The sequence below is a fragment of the Nostoc sp. DSM 114159 genome (assembly GCF_053470285.1).
In genome coordinates, this window is the sequence record NZ_JBPFEH010000001.1 from 2,101,333 (window position 1) to 2,118,003 (window position 16,671).

Genomic DNA, 16,671 nt, shown 5'->3' on the forward strand with positions numbered 1-16,671 from the left:
ACTCCCTCACTCCCTCACTCTCTTGCTCCCCTGCTCCCCTGCTCCGACTCATTACTCATTACTCATTACTCATTACTCCCCTGCCCCCCGCCTCTTAGCAGACTTAAGAGCTTATCCCATCCTCCTGAGACCTAAGTTGCGTCTCTGGCTGACTTGAGCCAGCAGGTAGAACTTCATGTCTAGTTCCGGAAGCTCCATTTGGTGAATCTGGAGGATTTGAACCTCCTCGCTTCCGAGGTAATATAGCCTGAGCCAAGCTCTTAACCAAAATATAGAGAATTGGCACTAAGAACAAACTCAAGAATGTCGAAAGCATCAGCCCGCCAAACAGCGCTGTTCCTAAAGACCAACGGCTGCTGGCTCCAGCCCCTTGAGAAATCACTAGAGGCAAAAATCCTAACAGTGCGGCAAAGGATGTCATTAAGATCGGTCGCAAACGTTCTTGTCCCGCTTTCACCGCCGCCCTTGTGTAGCTCATACCCTGCTCGTGCAGTTGATTGGCAAATTCCACAACTAGAATTGCGTTTTTCGCAGCTAGACCAATCAAAGTTACCAAACCTACCTGGCAATAGATATCATCGACCACTTTTGGGAAGAGGCTACCTACCATGAAAATATTGGAACGCAGCCAAATCGCTGTCATTGCTCCCAAAACTGCCAAAGGAACTGTCAGCAAAATGATAATCGGGTCAACGTAGCTTTCATATTGAGCTGCCAGCACCAGAAAGACAATAACGATCGCTAAGGCAAAAATCAAGCCCGTAGCTCCCCCAGATGTCTTTTCTTGGAGATAAGTGCCTGTCCACTCATAACCAAACCCTTGAGGTAAGTTTTCTGCTGCTAGTTGCTCCATTGCTTTAATCGCTTGTCCAGAACTAGCACCGGGAGCCGGAGCGCCCTGTACTTTGATTGACCTGTACAAGTTGTAATGGGCGATGGTTTTCGGCCCCACAAAGGGAGTAATTTTCACCAAACTGCTCAACGGAATCATTGCCCCACCAGCAGAGCGAACATACAGCTTGCCAATATCCTCTGGATTAGAACGGAATACTCCATCTGCTTGGACATATACCCGATACTGTCGCTGTCCCTGGACAAAGTTATTCACATATTGCGACCCCAGATAAGTTTGCAATGCCCCAAAGATGTCGTTAATTTCAACATTGAGAGCTTTGGCTTGGTTGCGGTTTACCTGAATGTCAAATTGGGGAGTATCTGCGGTGAACTGAGTGAAGACTCCTTGGAGAACAGGGCTTTTACGTGCTGCCCCAATCAATTTTTGAGCAGCATCAATTAGGTTTTCAATCGGCGCACTGCCGGTTTTGTCTTGAACGATAAACTCAAAACCACCCGTAGTACTTAATCCTCTCACTGGAGGAGCATTGACTGCGATCGCTCTGGCTTCTGTAATTGCAGATAGCTTGGCGTTCAGTCTTTGAAGTATGCCATAAACAGATTGAGATTGTTCAGCTCTCTCTTTCCAGGGTTTCAGGTTAGCAAAGGCAATACCTAAATTAGAAGCATTACCATCGAAACCAAAGCCACTGATCATAAAACTAGCTTTAACTTCGGGAGCCGATGTCACTTCTTTGACTACCTTGTTCATCACAGATTCGGTATATTTCAAAGAAACCCCGTCAGGCCCTTGGACAATGACAAAGAAGTAACCTTGATCTTCCTCTGGAATAAATCCGGTAGGTACTGCTCTGTACATCAAAACTGTTGCTAATAAACCAGTGAGAAAAACGCCAATTACAATCGGTTTGATATGGGTAAGGTAGCTAACTAACCTGACATATCGCCGCGTGAACCAAGCAAATCCCCGATTAAATTGGGTAAAAAACCACCCCAAAGGGCCGCGTGGAGTCTGAGCAGGGCGCATGAGGATGGCTGCCATACTCGGAGAGAAGGTTAAGGCATTGAAGGTGGAAATGCCAATGGAGCAAGCAACGGTTAAGGCAAATTGTTTGTAAACAATCCCAGTAGTGCCTGGAATGAAAGCAACTGGAATAAATACCGCCATGAGTACAAGTGAAGTGGCAATGATTGCCCCAGTTAACTCCTTCATGGCTTCGACAGCCGCCTGAAAGGGTCTCATACCCTGTTCTAGTTTGACTGCAACTGCCTCCACCACAATAATGGCATCATCCACGACGATCCCGATCGCGAGAACAAAACCAAATAAGGTGAGTGTATTAATTTGAAATCCTAAAACCAACAGAGCCGCACACGTCCCAATCAAGGAAACGGGGATCGCCACAGTTGGAATGATCGTGGTACGCCAGTCTTGTAAAAAGACAAAAATTACCAAGACCACTAGGACAATTGCTTCAACCAGAGTGTGTAGAACTTCTTCTAAAGAAATTTCTACAAACGGAGTGGTATCAAATGCCAACTCAGCTTTGAGTCCTGGTGGAAAACTTTTCTCTAATATTTTGATCTGTTCTTCAACAGCATGAGCAACGTTCAGAGCATTACTACCGGGAAGTTGATATATCCCCAAACCCACGGCTGCCTTGGGAGCATTTCCTGGAATAGTGAATTTGGCATCAGCCAGATAGTTCTCTGCTCCTAGTTCGACTCGACCAACATCTCTGACTTTAACTAAAATGCTATTGGTGCTATTACTAGTGCTATTACTAGTGCTATTACTAGTGCTATTAGTGCCAGCTGGAGTCACCTTCAGCACCATATCTTCAAATTCAGCCGCATCTTTAAATCGACTGGTTGCCCGTAAAGCAAATTCAAAGCTTTGATTATCTGGTGCTGGTTCCTTACCAATCGCCCCTGCACCCACTTGAATATTTTGTTGTTGCAGGGCAGCTGTGACATCTTGCGGAGTTAATTGATGTTGGGCAAGCTTGTTGGGATCGAGCCAGAGACGCATAGCATATTTGCGTTCTCCAAATACCCTGGCACTTCCCACACCAGGAAGCCGTTTAATCTGATCGAAAATATACAAATCGACATAGTTACTGATAAAAATGTTGTCATACTCATTATTTTCTGAGTAAAACCCATAGACCAGCAGCAAACTGCTCGATGCTGTTTCAACAGTTACACCTGTTCGTTGAACAGTATCTGGCAATTGAGGTGAAGCCAGTGCTTCTTTATTTTGAACGTTTACTTGAGCAATATCGCTATTGACATTAGTTGGAAACGAGACGGTTATATTACTAGAACCATCATTACCCGTATTAGAAGATATATAAGATACATCTTTAACACCATTAATTTGTCGCTCAATAATGTTGGTGACAGTATTTTCTGTTGTTTGAGCATCTGCACCAATATTGTTGGAGCTAACGTTGATTTGCACTGGGGCAAGGTCTGGTAGCTGAGAAATGGGAAGAATCGGTATACAGATGCTTCCCAGCAGCAAGATAATGAACGTGCAGACCGTCGTCAGCACTGGCCGCCTGATGAAGGTATTGACAAACATAAATCAAGCAATAATGGAATTGTTTCAGACTGGTTAGGAACGTAGTAGCTTTTTATTAATATAAGGATTTATTAAGGCTTAATGTTAGATATTTTCTTTTTCCTATAGTCAGTATAGGAATGCATACATTTATGCTGATGACTCAATGTATCATTAGAGGCAGAGCGATTAACTAAGATTTTAGCGTCAGTTTCACCCCACCCTAACCCTCCCCCCTTCGACAAGCTCAGGGCATCGCTTGTAAAGGGGAGGGAACAAGATTTCTTATTTCCCCCCTTAATAAGGGGGGATTAAGGGGGGTAATTCGACTTGTGTGTACACCGTAGCCCTGCTCTCTGCTCCCTGCCCCCTGCCCCCTGCCTTATTTTCAAGACAGGTTTAATCTAGCTCGATCGCAAGAGAGTTAGAATTTGGTCTCATCAACTGAAAAATGCGGTAATGAATCTAATTTCTAATTATCTTTGCCATTACTCGAAAAATTTAACGATTGCTCGTCATTGACCCAAATTGCTTGTTGAGGTACAGAGATGGAAATTCCCGCTTCGTCTAGGGCAACTTTGAGGCGGCGGCGAAACTCTCGTGCTACATCCCATTGTTTGAGGGGCAGTGTTTTAATCCAGACACGAATAATCAAACCGCGATCGCCAAATTGATCTATTCCCAAAACTTGCGGCGGTTCCAATATTTGACTCTGCCATTGCATTTCTTGATTCATGTTATCAGCAATAGTTGCAATCAAGTTCAAAGCCTCTTCTGTATCCGCTTGGTAGGCGATGGGAATTGTTAAATCGGCTCGCGACCAACGACTAGAAAGATTGGCAACAACTTTAATTTCACCATTGGGAATTGTAATCAAGCGCCCTTCAGAATCCCGCACTTGGGTCATCCGCAGATTCAGATTTTCTACTAAGCCTCCCACGCTTCCCACATTAATCACATCGCCTAAAGCATACTGGTCTTCTAAAATGATCAAAAAACCGTTAATCGCATCTTTAATTAAGTTTTGCGATGCCAAAGACAATGCAACACCAACTAAACTCGCACCTGCTAGTAAGGGAACGATATCTATCCCCAAGGATACCAGCGCGATCAAGAAACCTACTCCTACCCAGATAACAGTAGTGATACTTTTAGTTACACCAGAAAATGTGGAAACACGCAGTTGCAACCGCGCAGAACTTTCTGGCGTGAGGAAAGCACTACTACTAATCAGTGTGGAGGCGAAGCGGTCAATCAGGGCGTAGGTCAAACGAATTGCTACATAGGTTGCCAAGCATACAACACCTAATCGCACAGGAAATTGGGCGGCTGTGAGAATTGCTACTTGAAAACCTCGTGTATAGGGAAATAGACCCAAAATAAAGAAGCTTCCACCTGCCCAAATTCCGGCTTGACTGAGCTGAAATAATCGTCTTTTGGCTTCTTGGAGATGTTGCTGTTGTCGTTGATTTAGTTGTGTTGTAATTGCTTGATCTGCTGGTTTTGAGTAGTTGAAGAGTTCCCTTTGGGGTTGGGAGGCAATGGAGTTTTCTAAATTCTTTTGGGAACGCCGCTGCCAGCTATATACCCCCCAACTCATGACAATCATTGCTAGTCCGATACCACCAGCAATTTTACCCTGGTCGATTAAAGATTGAATTTGCCTTTCTTGCTTGGCTTGTTGCAAGTCTTCTTGTAATGATTCGGCGACTTGATTTGCCGATGTCGATACATCTACCTGTCGCAGTCCCGCATCTTCAGAAGTAACGGTCATCAGATATTGACCGTTGACATAAATTACTGGTAATTCGTTTACTTTGCGAACATCTACCTTAACTGGTGTGTTTGCTGGTGATTGAAAGTAATTTTGACCAATTTTCTCCAACTTCTTTTGAATATCTTCTGAACGCTCAGGAAAATTGGTTCTTGTTGCCGCTATTTGAAATAACCGACGACCATCTAAATAAATCCAGCCGGAAACAACTCTGTTATCTGAATCATTACTAATACTGCTGGGAGCTTGCAGTTGCGGTAACAAAGGTATCTGGGCTGTGGCTTTTGGCACAGATACAACGCCTATGGCCATTGAACTGGCGATGCCTACGGCGGGCAAAGCCAACGCCAAAAATTTAAAGCGCACTCAAACACCTCCTTGAGTAAAATCTATCAATTACTACTTTAACTATCCTGCTTAATTCCTTTGGGTAGATGTACCTATCTAAAGTTGAAGTTTTCCCTTGAGTTGATGAAAATTTGATGTTTTTTCTTTGCCTTCTATCTTTAGACAGATGACAAAAATCAGTATGTCAGGACTAAAAGAGTCTTACTCTTACCAAAGATAAAACAAAAAGGAAGAAGCTGAAGAGGAAGTTGACATTCCGGCGATCAAACGTCAAGCTAGTTTTGAGGATTCTTGACTAGTAATTTGCTTTCATCCAAGCAAAAATCGCCAGTAGTAGAATAACCTAGTAGAGTGCGTAAAACTTACGTAGCTTTTTTAATTTTTTGAGGTAACTTTTGATGACCGCAACTTCTCCCCGATTAAAGCACGAGGTTAAAGACCTCGGCCTAGCTGCCTTGGGAAGACAGCGCATTGAATGGGCTGGACGCGAAATGCCAGTTTTGAAGCAAATCCGCGATCGCTTTGCAACCGAAAAGCCCTTCGCTGGTTTACGCCTTGTAGCTTGTGCCCACATTACAACCGAAACAGCACATTTGGCGATCGCTCTGAAAGCCGGTGGTGCAGATGCGCTTTTAATTGCTAGCAATCCCCTATCAACTCAAGATGACGTAGCAGCTAGCCTCGTCGTCGATCATGAAATTCCCGTCTTTGCTCAAAAAGGCGAAGATAACGCAACTTATAACCGCCACGTCCAAATAGCTTTAGATCATCGCCCCAACATTATTGTTGATGACGGTAGCGATGTAGTTGCAACTTTGGTACAAGAACGCCAACACCAAATTGCTGATTTGATTGGTAGCACCGAAGAAACCACAACTGGGATCGTTCGGTTACGCGCTATGTTTAAAGAAGGCGTTCTCACCTTCCCCGCAGTCAACGTCAACGACGCGGACACCAAGCACTTCTTTGATAATCGCTATGGTACTGGGCAATCAACCCTAGATGGCATTATCCGCGCTACAAATATTTTGTTGGCTGGGAAGAATGTTGTTGTTGTCGGTTATGGCTGGTGTGGTAAAGGTACAGCCCTCCGCGCCCGTGGGATGGGTGCTAACGTCATCGTCACCGAAATCGACCCCATCAAGGCAATTGAAGCCGTAATGGATGGCTTCCGCGTCCTGCCAATGGCTGAAGCTGCACCTCAAGGTGATATATTTATCACTGTCACAGGTAACAAGCACGTTGTTCGTGGCGAACACTTCGATGTCATGAAAGACGGTGCGATCGTTTGTAACTCCGGTCACTTTGACTTGGAACTTGATTTAAAATACTTGGCTGCACAAGCTAAAGAAATCAAAGAAGTTCGTCCTTTCACCGAAGAGTATAAATTGAAAAATGGTAAATCAGTTGTCGTTCTCGGACAAGGACGCTTGATTAACCTAGCTGCGGCTGAAGGACACCCCAGCGCGGTAATGGATATGAGTTTTGCAAACCAAGCTTTGGCTTGTGAATACCTGGTGAAGAATAAAGGTAAGTTGCAACCTGGTTTGCACTCAATTCCGGTTGAAGTCGATCAAGAAATTGCTCGGTTAAAGTTGCAGGCTATTGGTATCACCATTGATAGCCTCACACCCGATCAAATTGAGTACATCAATTCTTGGACAAGTGGAACTTGATACATTGATTAGTTGATTTTTTGAGGGATAAGCTTTTGGGCTTATCCCTTTTTTTTGGGTTTTGCCCATATTGCAAGCTTAATCCGCAAAGTGCAAAAGCTTACTTAAAAAATTAAATTTCAGGAAAATTTAGAAAATACTGAAATTGTTTTTGATATCAGAATGCGATCGCTATATTATATTTGTCGTTGACGGCGTTTTTTTGCTATTCCACGCCGATATGCGACTTATTTTTAGAACCCCACTTCCATTCCTCTCCCCGTTGGCGTTAGCCTGCCGTTAGGCAAGCGCATAGAGGCTTTGAATCTTACTCCCCTTCCCTCTTAGGGAAGGGGCTGGGGGTTAGGTTTGAGATAAAGTTGCACACCGCGTTATTCCTAAATCTTCTATATCTCTAGCCCAAACTTGTTGATTAACTATTTCTACTAGCGGCACTTTGCTTGGGGACATCCAAGAATTAAATTAACGTAAGTTTGACGAGTGCTATTTTGACCTCTCCCCCAGCCCCTCTCCTACCAGGAGAAGGGAGCAAAAACCCTCCTTACTCGTTACTCTTCCCTCCCCCTTATAAAGCTACGGTATATACACAAGTCTGAAATAGTTTACTCACCTGGTTTTACCCCACCCTAACCCTCTCCGATATATTGGGGAGGGAACTGAATTTTCTAGTTTCCCCCCAATATATCGGGGGGATTAAGGGGGGTAATTTTACTTGTGTATACACCGTAGCCCTTATAAAGGGGGGAAACTTATACCAATTCAATTAATGATTGCAACACATCCTTGGGTAAAGACGCGATAAATCGCGTCTCTACAAATGGTCTATTTGTCACATTATTTTTTCAAATTGGTATTAAAATCTTGCCCCCTCCCCAACACATACGGGGAGGGTTGGGGAGGGGTGATTCAAGGATTTTTGCAAGAGGTCTATTTTTTTATTTGGAAGTCCCTTGTACTGGCTGCAAACTTGTATCTGAGTTTTGCACTTTGTACTTCTAGATTCTATCGGTTGTATTCGCATCAATATTGCAATATTAATCATCAATATTGCAATATTCCTCATCAATATTGCAATGTTCCTCATCAACATTGCAACTTTCTTCATAAATATTGCAATCTTCCTCATCAACATTGCAATCTTCCTCATCAACATTGCAATCTTCCTCATTAACATTGCAATCTTCCTCATCAATATTAAAGCAATTGCCAAGAAAAACAGGTAAAAACTGGAAATATAGAGAAATTACTCAAATTGATTGGAATTTTTTTAACAAATATAATTATCACTAATTTTACTGAACCAAAAAACAGCTTTAGTAAGCCAAAGTAGCTTTAGAAACCTCTCTAAGGAATATATTGATGTCTCGTAAAAAACGTACATCCCGTGTTCTCGAAAAAGCTGAGTTGAGATCCGCTGGACTAAAAGCAATTGATTCAAATATGAGTTTTGGTGATGATTGCGATTTGCAAAACTTGAATCAAGCAATTGAACAGCTAAGAACCATGCTTGATGCTTATAACACTGCCTTAACTGTAATTGATTCTTCTAAAACTAAAATTGATGCGATGGAGAAAACCCTAAGTAATCTTACAGATAAGATGGTCAGAGGAGTTGCTTTTAAATATGGCAAAGATAGCAGCGAATATGAAATGGCGGGTGGGGTTCGTGAGAGCGAACGGATTCGCAAAAGCAGATTGAGCCGCTTGAAAGCTGCTGGTGGAGAAGCATCAGATAAAAATACTAAAACTACCTAATACAGCCCAGATAAAACCATGAAACAGCAGGAAAAGCAATGTTCTTACAAGGGATCTACGGAAAGAACAAAGGCACTTGGCTGATTAAAATTATTTTCTCAATTATTGCAATTGTTTATGGTAAAGCATAACCTATTGCAATTTTTTATATTTACTAACGGTCTTTGATAAACAATAATTATATACAGCTACTATCATGCATCATCATGCATATTAGATCGGGCATTTTGTAGTTATATTTAATATTTTAGAATACTGAGACTCTTGCTGCATAGTGTTTTCAACCATTTTACTTGTCTAAATACTGATTAGAGTTTATAGTGATACGGTGTTTTCCGTTCCTTGTCTCGGCAGATTCATAACATGATTTATTCTGGCAAATTACACAAGTATTTTGCGGGCATTTCTTTGTCTGTAATTTTAGTAGGTGACTTAGTTCTCACACAAAAAACTGCTCCAGTTTTAGCTGAAACCATAAATACATCGGTCGGTGAACCTGTGACATTCAGTTGCAATGATAGTGAAGCGACAATCGCAGCTAAAAATGGCCCCAAAGTAGCTAATGGAACAGCAAGAATTTACATTGGTTATCAGCAATTCTCAAATAACAAAAACCCTATAACTATCCGCTTTAATAATGGGATAAAAGCATGGTGTCGTGATGATTACGAAACCACAGGCGATGATGGTACAGGTTACGGATTGTATTGGAATGGAAGTGATGTTTTATATGGCATTTACTCTTCTACAGGCAGTCAGACAGGTAACAATTTTAGCCGTTTTGCCAGTGGTCGGTGGTTGTCTAGCTATGGTAATGGAGGCGGGCCAAAAGCCGCAGTGATAGCCCGGATTAATCCAGCTAATGGCCAGGTTGATTATGCCACATTTTTATCTTCTAAAAAGCCAGACAATGGACAAACTAATTCTTTACTTGTCAATTCTCTATCATGGAATGGCACAAATTTAACTGTGAAAGCTCAGTCATGGTGGACTCCTCGTGGCACTAATACAAATTCCATGAATTGCTCTGGTTCATCACCTTATCAATACACAGCCGCATTTACAAGCGATTTAAGAACGATGACCTCAGCTTCAGCCAATACTTGTTGGTAAAAGGGAAAAATTTAGCTTTCAAATTAAGGAAACATATTGTTTCCAGTTGTTTAAGAATTGACAACAACCCTGGCGAATCGAATTTACAACCTTAAATCCCCAACTTCTTATGGATTTAAGGTTTTATTGTTGTTCGCAAATGATTTAAAATTGACTTTGTAGAAACAGCGATTCATCGCGTCTCTTGCCTTAACCGAATTGAAAGTAACGCTTCATTTAGGGACACGAACGAAGTTTTGCGTCGATTCGTGCCCTAGACACAATGGAATACCTATTAGACCTCTTGGCATTTGTGCTTTTTGCAAGAGGGGGAAAAGGGTAAAGGGTAAAGGGGAAAGGGACTTTTGCAGAACCTTTTTCCCCTTTCCCCTTTTCCCGACAAATGCTAAGAAGTCTATTGCTCCAGAATTCCCAGAGGTACCGATATGACTGTTATCACTCCTGATAGTCTCATCGTGGAGGAAAGTCCCTCTCACACCGCGCATAAACCAAATCGTATGCTCTGGATCAGCGAAGCAGGAGGACTTACCCAGTTCGGCGCGTTCATCGAAGTCTTGCAGCCTGGCTCTCGTTCGTCAATCAAACATTGGCATAGTGCTGAGGATGAAATGGTCTATGTCCTCGAAGGCGAGATCGTGCTCATCGAAGGAGACGCAAAGACTGTACTACGTCCTGGCGACGCCGCAACTTTTCAAGCAGGAGTGCCGATAGGCCACTTTCTTGAGAATCGTAGCTCCAAGGCAACGCAATGCCTGATAGTCGGCACTCGAGCGGAAGTAGACACAATCACGTATCCTGACCACGATCGGGTTTGTCACCGTGACCGATCGCTGCCAGACGACATTTGGACTAACGGCGCGGGAGAACCTGCCTCGAGTCCCTACTAGAAATGATTGCTGGATGCTTTTTGTACGCGCAGCGTGCGGCTGTGTAGAAATGCCCGACGATGTTCTCGCTAGGTGCGCTATCAAAGCGTCGCCTAACAAGTTGCTGCACCGGAACGCCACAAGTTGGTCGGTTGAGTTGCCAAGGTTGTCTGCGTCCGGTGAGTTTGGTCGTTAAACACCCAGATTTTGCTGTATCTGCCCCTAATTGTTTCCATTGGGACGCTGAATAATTGTCTCCACCACCCGCCGCTTGGCTTTAGGATCGATACCTACTAAGCGCACATACTCACCGCTATATTCTGCCAGAGTTGCCTCCAAATTTGAGATTGCATCAGTCTCAGCATCAATGTGGCTATGAACACAAGTTTGCCAAGAACCTGTGCGGAAGCGGCGCTCATCTACGTGTTCAATACTAATTTTGTAACCTTGAGATAATAATTGTCTAATTTGAGCTTGTGTGTCTAGGGTCAAATGTGAATTTGATGCTTCCTGTTTCTGAAATCCATTAGTTTTTACTTCTTGGGTTGGGCCATTTGACGGCTGACTAATTGGTTTAATTGGTGTTACAACAGCAGGTGGTGCTGATTGAGAATTTCTACCTCGATTGAGACGATTGTAATCATCAACCAAATGGGAATTTTCCACCCGTTTTTGTTCGCCAACCAGGAAGTTACCAGACTCGATTAAGTGAGACAGCCTGAAATCTGGCTTTTGAAATTCTGGCGGCCCTTTAGCGCTGTTAACCACACTCAAGGATATCTGCTCAAAACCTACTTTATGGATGTAGTTGCGGATTTGTTCGTCATAAATGCGCGATCGCAAAGCGCTAAAAAAGTCAATGGACTGATTGACAAAAGTATCAACTAGCTGTTCAACTTCCTTCTGTGACAGTCCATCCTGTTCAAAAATCCCCTTGACAATTCCCACTTTATCGTCTCTATTTGGTTCCCAGTAGAATTTCTCCATCCGTCCATCCCGAATTAACGGTGCATAGAGGGTAGAAAAATCATTACCTGTGACAATAATTGGCACACGATGTAAAGGTGTGGAATCATAGCTTCCCGGCAACTGCACATCTGTGGGATTATCAGCAATATTCATCAGTGTGGCATTCACCAACTGCGTGTTTACAGTATATTGAGTCCCTTCATCAAAACGTCCTGCACCGGCATCTAAATCGTTAATCATCAGTACGCACATTTTGCCGCGTACTTTGATCAGTTCTGCTGTTTCCCGATAGCGCAACCGAATCAACCGCGCTGGATCTCCCGCATCTGGACTTTCCAATTCGCCACCAGATATGTTAGTAACTTCGATACCCATTTTCTCGAAGACTAATTGACATTGAAATGTTTTGCCTTCTCCTTTGCGTCCATGAATACCCAGTATCACGGGAACTCGCACGCCAGGAAGCTTCAGGAAGTTTTTGGTAATGTGGACAGCAAGTTTGTCCAAAAAGCGGGGAGCGATGTAGTAACCCATGAGTTTATGTGATGAAAAATTAACACTTCTAAGGTTAATGTTAATTTTTTTTGGGGATAGCGATCGCTTTTCTTTCAGACAAGCTTGTGTTTGTTCATCTGTTGGGTTGATTAGACATCTCGCAAAAGTAACAAATGCTAAGATATTGAACTTCTTGGCATTGTAGGGGAAAGGGGAAGGGGTCAAGGGGAAAGGGATAGAATTAATTTCCACTTACCCTTTAACCTTTAACCTTTAACCTTTCCCCGACATCTTGCAAAAGTAAATTTTGAAAGATATCTATTGGAGAAAGGTTAAAGGGTAAGGGAAATTGTATCTACTACGTCTCATTAGGCAAAATTTCTTTTAAAGCAGACAACGCCTCTTCTGTTAATAAATCTGGGTTGTTAGGATCTTGAGGCAATATAATACCGCGCTTTGCAAGAGCAGCAAGAATTTCAGGAGTTAGTCGCGAAACAGGAGGCGTTGCGCCACCGTATACACTTTTCAATTCCTCATCATCTATTACTTCTTCAATAAACATAACTGGAGCTAGATTGAAAACGACGTTATCTTTGATTTTGTTTTTAGTCATAAACCACGTCTTAATTACGCCATTTTAACTAATCATTGAATATGTACTTAATCTATCATCTAAAAAAAGGATAAATCAAGGTTTTATCCAAAATATCCTAGTTTTATGACTAATTTTGCTATTTTTTTGATTAATCCAATTAGGCAAGGTCTGAGGACGCGGTCGCACTTTTTAGCAGTGTGCCAGTTGAAAAATGTTTAGCCCAACGCTGGCGGTGGCTTTTCATATTATGGCAAAAACGATTGTAAAAAACCTTGAAAGTGTAGTCTCAACGTTACAATTGGCCCAATACTTTATTTGCACTTGTTGTGGTTTAACATCATTTTTGATTTAATTTTACTTCTGTAATGCTGAAGGATACTTATAATATAGGAATTAAAATTTAACTATGGAAACACAACCGATAGAAGTAATTGGAGGTGGACTAGCTGGGACAGAAGCAGCTTGGCAAATAGCGCAAGCTGGAGTGCCAGTAATTCTGCATGAAATGCGTCCAAAGCGATTTAGTCCGGCTCATCATACAGAACATTTAGCAGAATTAGTGTGTAGTAATTCCTTTGGGGCAATGGCAAGCGATCGCGCGGCGGGATTATTGCATGAAGAGTTACGCCAACTCGGTTCGATTGTGATCTCAAAAGCTGATGAACACGCCGTACCTGCTGGTGGGGCGCTAGCTGTAGACAGGGGACAATTTGGCCAAGATTTAACTGAAACTTTAGCGAGTCATCCTTTAATTGAATTCCGTCGGGGTGAAGTGTCTGCAATTCCTGAAGGAATTGTGGTTTTGGCAACCGGGCCTTTAACTAGTCCCGATTTAGCAGAAGATTTGCGCCGCTTTACCGGGATGGAATACCTCAGCTTTTTTGATGCAGCCAGTCCGATTATCGTCGGAGAATCGATTAATCGTGACATTGCTTTTATGGCATCACGTTATGACAAAGGTGAAGCCGCTTATCTTAACTGCCCAATGAATAAAGAGCAGTACTTGCACTTTCGAGAAGAACTCTGTAAAGCTGAACAAACAGAACTCAAGGGTTTTGAACGAGAAACGGCGAAATTTTTTGAAGCCTGTTTGCCCATAGAAGAACTAGCCCAGCGCGGGGAAGATACCATGCGCTACGGCCCCTTAAAGCCAGTGGGATTGTCAGATACTCGCACAGGAGAACGCCCTTATGCTGTGGTGCAGTTACGACAAGAAGATAAAGCCGGTCAACTATGGAACATGGTAGGATTTCAAACAAATCTGCGTTGGGGCGAACAAAAGCGAATCTTTCAATTAATTCCCAGTTTAGAAAAAGCAGAGTTTGTCAGGTTGGGAGTGATGCACCGCAACACTTTTATTAATGCTCCCCAGTTAATGCATCCTACCTTGCAATTTAAAGAGCGTCCGACATTGTTAGCCGCTGGGCAATTGATTGGTACTGAAGGTTACACTGCGGCGGCTGCGGGTGGTTGCTTGGCGGGAATTAATGCCGCGCGGTTAGCCTTGGGTAAAGAAGCTTTGGTTTTACCACCAACAACCATGATCGGTGCATTATTAGAATTTATTAGTTCCGCTTCGCCCAAACATTTCCAACCAATGCCGCCTAACTTTGGGATTTTTCCCGATTTAGGAATGAAAATCAAAAGTAAACCAGAGCGTTATGGACGTTACCGCGATCGCTCTTTAGCTGATTTGGCAAATTGGAAAGCTAATCGTAATTAATGGGCATTGGGCATGGGGCATGGAGCATTGATTATTTCCCTTGTCTCCCCGATCTATTTTTTAATAGTGACTAATCCATGTATACCTAGCGCTGTAATTACACCTCCTAGCAATCCCCAAGTACCATCGGCAAATACGTTGATGCGATGAATGTAGGTGCGATGATAGGCATACTCTAACTGTCTATCATTTACTTTTCCGACCTCTACCAGGTTTTCCACATACTTTTCGGCTTTAATCAGTGCTGCATAATCGAGATTAAACCAATACAACGATACTCCCACCACTGCCAAACCTGGAAAAACCAAGGTAATTAAGAGAATTGCTATACGTGCGTTCATACATCTCACCCGCTAATAAACCTGCTCAATGCTGACATACTTAGAATCCTTGTGTTACAACTTGGCAGGCCAATTTAATAATGCGTTGGAGTGAGTGAATCAGATTTTGGGAATAATCCTCATAGTGTTTGAAAGCATCGTTTTAGTTAGGTTCGCACTATGAGAGGGCGATTTCTAGAAAAAAAGCAGATTTATTGCTGTTTATCTATTGCATTTTGCTGTATTTTGTGGATTTGTTTGGCATTAATTCCAGCCGATGCAACGTCTACAGAGTCTATTGATACTCTGCGACAACAGCAGCAACAAATGAACCAGCAGCGTCAGGGTGTAGTTGGAGAGCGCGATCGCTTAACTAATCTCCAACAAGAGGCCCAAAAACACCTCACTGGTTTAAACCAAAATCTGCAAACTACAGATAGCTATCTTCAAGAGAGCGAATCACGATTACAACTTGCTAGCCAACGCCTCCAGCAGTTAGAAGCTGATTTAGATGTGGCAGAACGTTCATATCAGGAGCGGCAAATCGCAACAGTAGCACGATTGCGTTATCTCCAGCGATCGCCTGCTTTTGCGGGATGGGCAGTTTTGCTCGAAAGTGAAAATATCAGCGACTTTTTCAGCCGTCGTCATCAGTTGAAGTTAGTGTTTCAAGCAGACCAGAAAATTTTGCTAAAACTCAACACCCAAGCAAACTCGATTGATAAACAAAAAACGGAAGTAGAACAGCAAAAAAACGAAATTGGCTTAATTCGCGAGCAACTCTTGGCACAAAAAGCCGATTATCAAACCCAGGCGCAATCACAATCAGAATTGATTCAACGCCTAAATAGCGATCGCCTCGCCTTAGAAGCTGCGCAAAATCAGCTAGAAAGAGAATCCAAAAATCTGGAAGTTTTGATTCAACAAAAGGTAGCAGAAGCCCAAGGAAAAACCAACAGCCGAACAGGTATCATCATTCGAGGAACTGGTATAATGGCATATCCTAGCGATGCTTCTACTAGCAGTCCTTTCGGCTGGCGGATACACCCAATTCTTGGCTATCGTCGCTTTCATGCCGGCTTAGATTTTGCCGCTAGCTATGGCAGTAAAATTCGAGCAGCCGATTCAGGAAGAGTAATTTTTGCTGGCTGGTATGGTGGTTATGGCAGAGCGGTAATTATCGACCACGGCAATGGCATAACTACACTCTACGGGCATACTAGCGAGTTATATGTTTCTGAGGGACAAGCAGTTGAACGCGGACAAGCGATCGCAGCTGTCGGTTCCACAGGTTTCTCAACTGGCCCCCACCTCCACTTTGAAGTTCGTCGCAATGGTACACCCGTAGACCCAGCTAATTATCTTTAAAGCTGCGAATTCGATCGCAGACGTGCTATAATATTGAAGAATGAGGGCGCGTGGCTCAGTGGATAGAGCAACAGATTCCGGTTCTGTGGGTCGGGGGTTCAAATCCCTCCGCGCTCGTTACCTTTACAGACTAACCAGAAAATCGAGAGGTCATTTTCTCTCATGGGATAAACCTAATTTACCATATGAGACAGAATGGGAATGGATAGTCTGGAATAAAAAAATTAGCCAAAAACTTTAAACTGTGT

13 protein-coding genes and 1 tRNA gene are annotated in these 16,671 nt (G+C 43.0%); 7 read left to right on the top strand and 7 right to left on the bottom strand.

Annotated elements, in window-relative coordinates; translation table 11 throughout:
* Positions 1 to 103: 103 nt before the first annotated feature.
* Positions 104 to 3,442 (bottom strand): efflux RND transporter permease subunit, encoded by a 3,339-nt coding sequence (locus tag ACR5KR_RS08520; protein ID WP_448266171.1) that lies wholly within the window; start codon positions 3,440 to 3,442, stop codon positions 104 to 106.
* Between the two features lie 451 nt (positions 3,443 to 3,893).
* Positions 3,894 to 5,507, bottom strand: a complete 1,614-nt coding sequence (locus ACR5KR_RS08525) for a mechanosensitive ion channel family protein (protein ID WP_445632149.1) — start codon at positions 5,505 to 5,507, stop codon at positions 3,894 to 3,896.
* Positions 5,508 to 5,941: 434 nt separating this feature from the next.
* On the opposite strand from ACR5KR_RS08525, the gene ahcY reads away from it, so the two are divergent.
* Positions 5,942 to 7,219, top strand: a complete 1,278-nt coding sequence (gene ahcY / locus ACR5KR_RS08530) for an adenosylhomocysteinase (RefSeq protein WP_448266173.1) — start codon at positions 5,942 to 5,944, stop codon at positions 7,217 to 7,219.
* An 853-nt stretch (positions 7,220 to 8,072) separates the two neighbouring features.
* On the opposite strand, the gene ACR5KR_RS08535 is transcribed toward ahcY, so the two are convergent.
* The gene (locus ACR5KR_RS08535) at positions 8,073 to 8,429 is read right to left on the bottom strand and encodes a hypothetical protein (protein WP_448266174.1); all 357 of its coding nucleotides are present in this window, start codon (positions 8,427 to 8,429) and stop codon (positions 8,073 to 8,075) included.
* A 149-nt stretch (positions 8,430 to 8,578) separates the two neighbouring features.
* Here ACR5KR_RS08535 and ACR5KR_RS08540 point away from each other — a divergent pair, with 149 nt between their 5' ends.
* The 3 genes from ACR5KR_RS08540 to ACR5KR_RS08550 all read left to right on the top strand — a co-directional run bounded on the left by ACR5KR_RS08540 (position 8,579) and on the right by ACR5KR_RS08550 (position 10,974).
* The gene (locus ACR5KR_RS08540) at positions 8,579 to 8,974 is read left to right on the top strand and encodes a hypothetical protein (protein WP_448266175.1); all 396 of its coding nucleotides are present in this window, start codon (positions 8,579 to 8,581) and stop codon (positions 8,972 to 8,974) included.
* Between the two features lie 363 nt (positions 8,975 to 9,337).
* On the top strand, positions 9,338 to 10,087 hold the full coding sequence (locus ACR5KR_RS08545) for a hypothetical protein (RefSeq protein ID WP_448266177.1): 750 nt from the start codon (positions 9,338 to 9,340) through the stop codon (positions 10,085 to 10,087).
* 425 nt (positions 10,088 to 10,512) lie between these two features.
* Positions 10,513 to 10,974, top strand: a complete 462-nt coding sequence (locus ACR5KR_RS08550; RefSeq protein WP_448266178.1) for a cupin domain-containing protein — start codon at positions 10,513 to 10,515, stop codon at positions 10,972 to 10,974.
* A 92-nt stretch (positions 10,975 to 11,066) separates the two neighbouring features.
* On the opposite strand, the gene ACR5KR_RS08555 is transcribed toward ACR5KR_RS08550, so the two are convergent.
* From ACR5KR_RS08555 to ACR5KR_RS08565, 3 genes are all read right to left on the bottom strand, one after another.
* Positions 11,067 to 11,189, bottom strand: a complete 123-nt coding sequence (locus tag ACR5KR_RS08555) for a hypothetical protein (RefSeq protein WP_448266179.1) — start codon at positions 11,187 to 11,189, stop codon at positions 11,067 to 11,069.
* Positions 11,176 to 12,456 (bottom strand): ribulose bisphosphate carboxylase small subunit, encoded by a 1,281-nt coding sequence (locus ACR5KR_RS08560; protein WP_448266180.1) that lies wholly within the window; start codon positions 12,454 to 12,456, stop codon positions 11,176 to 11,178. Before ACR5KR_RS08560 ends, ACR5KR_RS08555 begins: the two co-directional genes overlap by 14 nt.
* Positions 12,457 to 12,775: 319 nt before the next feature.
* The gene (locus ACR5KR_RS08565) at positions 12,776 to 13,030 is read right to left on the bottom strand and encodes a hypothetical protein (RefSeq protein WP_445626929.1); all 255 of its coding nucleotides are present in this window, start codon (positions 13,028 to 13,030) and stop codon (positions 12,776 to 12,778) included.
* A gap of 388 nt (positions 13,031 to 13,418) precedes the next feature.
* Between ACR5KR_RS08565 and trmFO the strand changes: the two genes are divergently transcribed.
* On the top strand, positions 13,419 to 14,735 hold the full coding sequence (gene trmFO / locus ACR5KR_RS08570) for an FADH(2)-oxidizing methylenetetrahydrofolate--tRNA-(uracil(54)-C(5))-methyltransferase TrmFO (RefSeq protein ID WP_448266181.1): 1,317 nt from the start codon (positions 13,419 to 13,421) through the stop codon (positions 14,733 to 14,735).
* 53 nt (positions 14,736 to 14,788) lie between these two features.
* On the opposite strand, the gene ACR5KR_RS08575 is transcribed toward trmFO, so the two are convergent.
* A complete protein-coding gene (locus ACR5KR_RS08575) occupies positions 14,789 to 15,076 on the bottom strand; it encodes a hypothetical protein (RefSeq protein ID WP_322694718.1) in 288 nt (95 codons plus the stop codon).
* 159 nt (positions 15,077 to 15,235) lie between these two features.
* On the opposite strand from ACR5KR_RS08575, the gene ACR5KR_RS08580 reads away from it, so the two are divergent.
* Together ACR5KR_RS08580 and ACR5KR_RS08585 are read left to right on the top strand one after the other, a co-directional pair.
* Positions 15,236 to 16,423, top strand: a complete 1,188-nt coding sequence (locus tag ACR5KR_RS08580) for a murein hydrolase activator EnvC family protein (RefSeq protein ID WP_448266182.1) — start codon at positions 15,236 to 15,238, stop codon at positions 16,421 to 16,423.
* 44 nt (positions 16,424 to 16,467) lie between these two features.
* Positions 16,468 to 16,540: transfer RNA gene (locus tag ACR5KR_RS08585), tRNA-Arg, on the top strand.
* Positions 16,541 to 16,671: the final 131 nt, after the last annotated feature.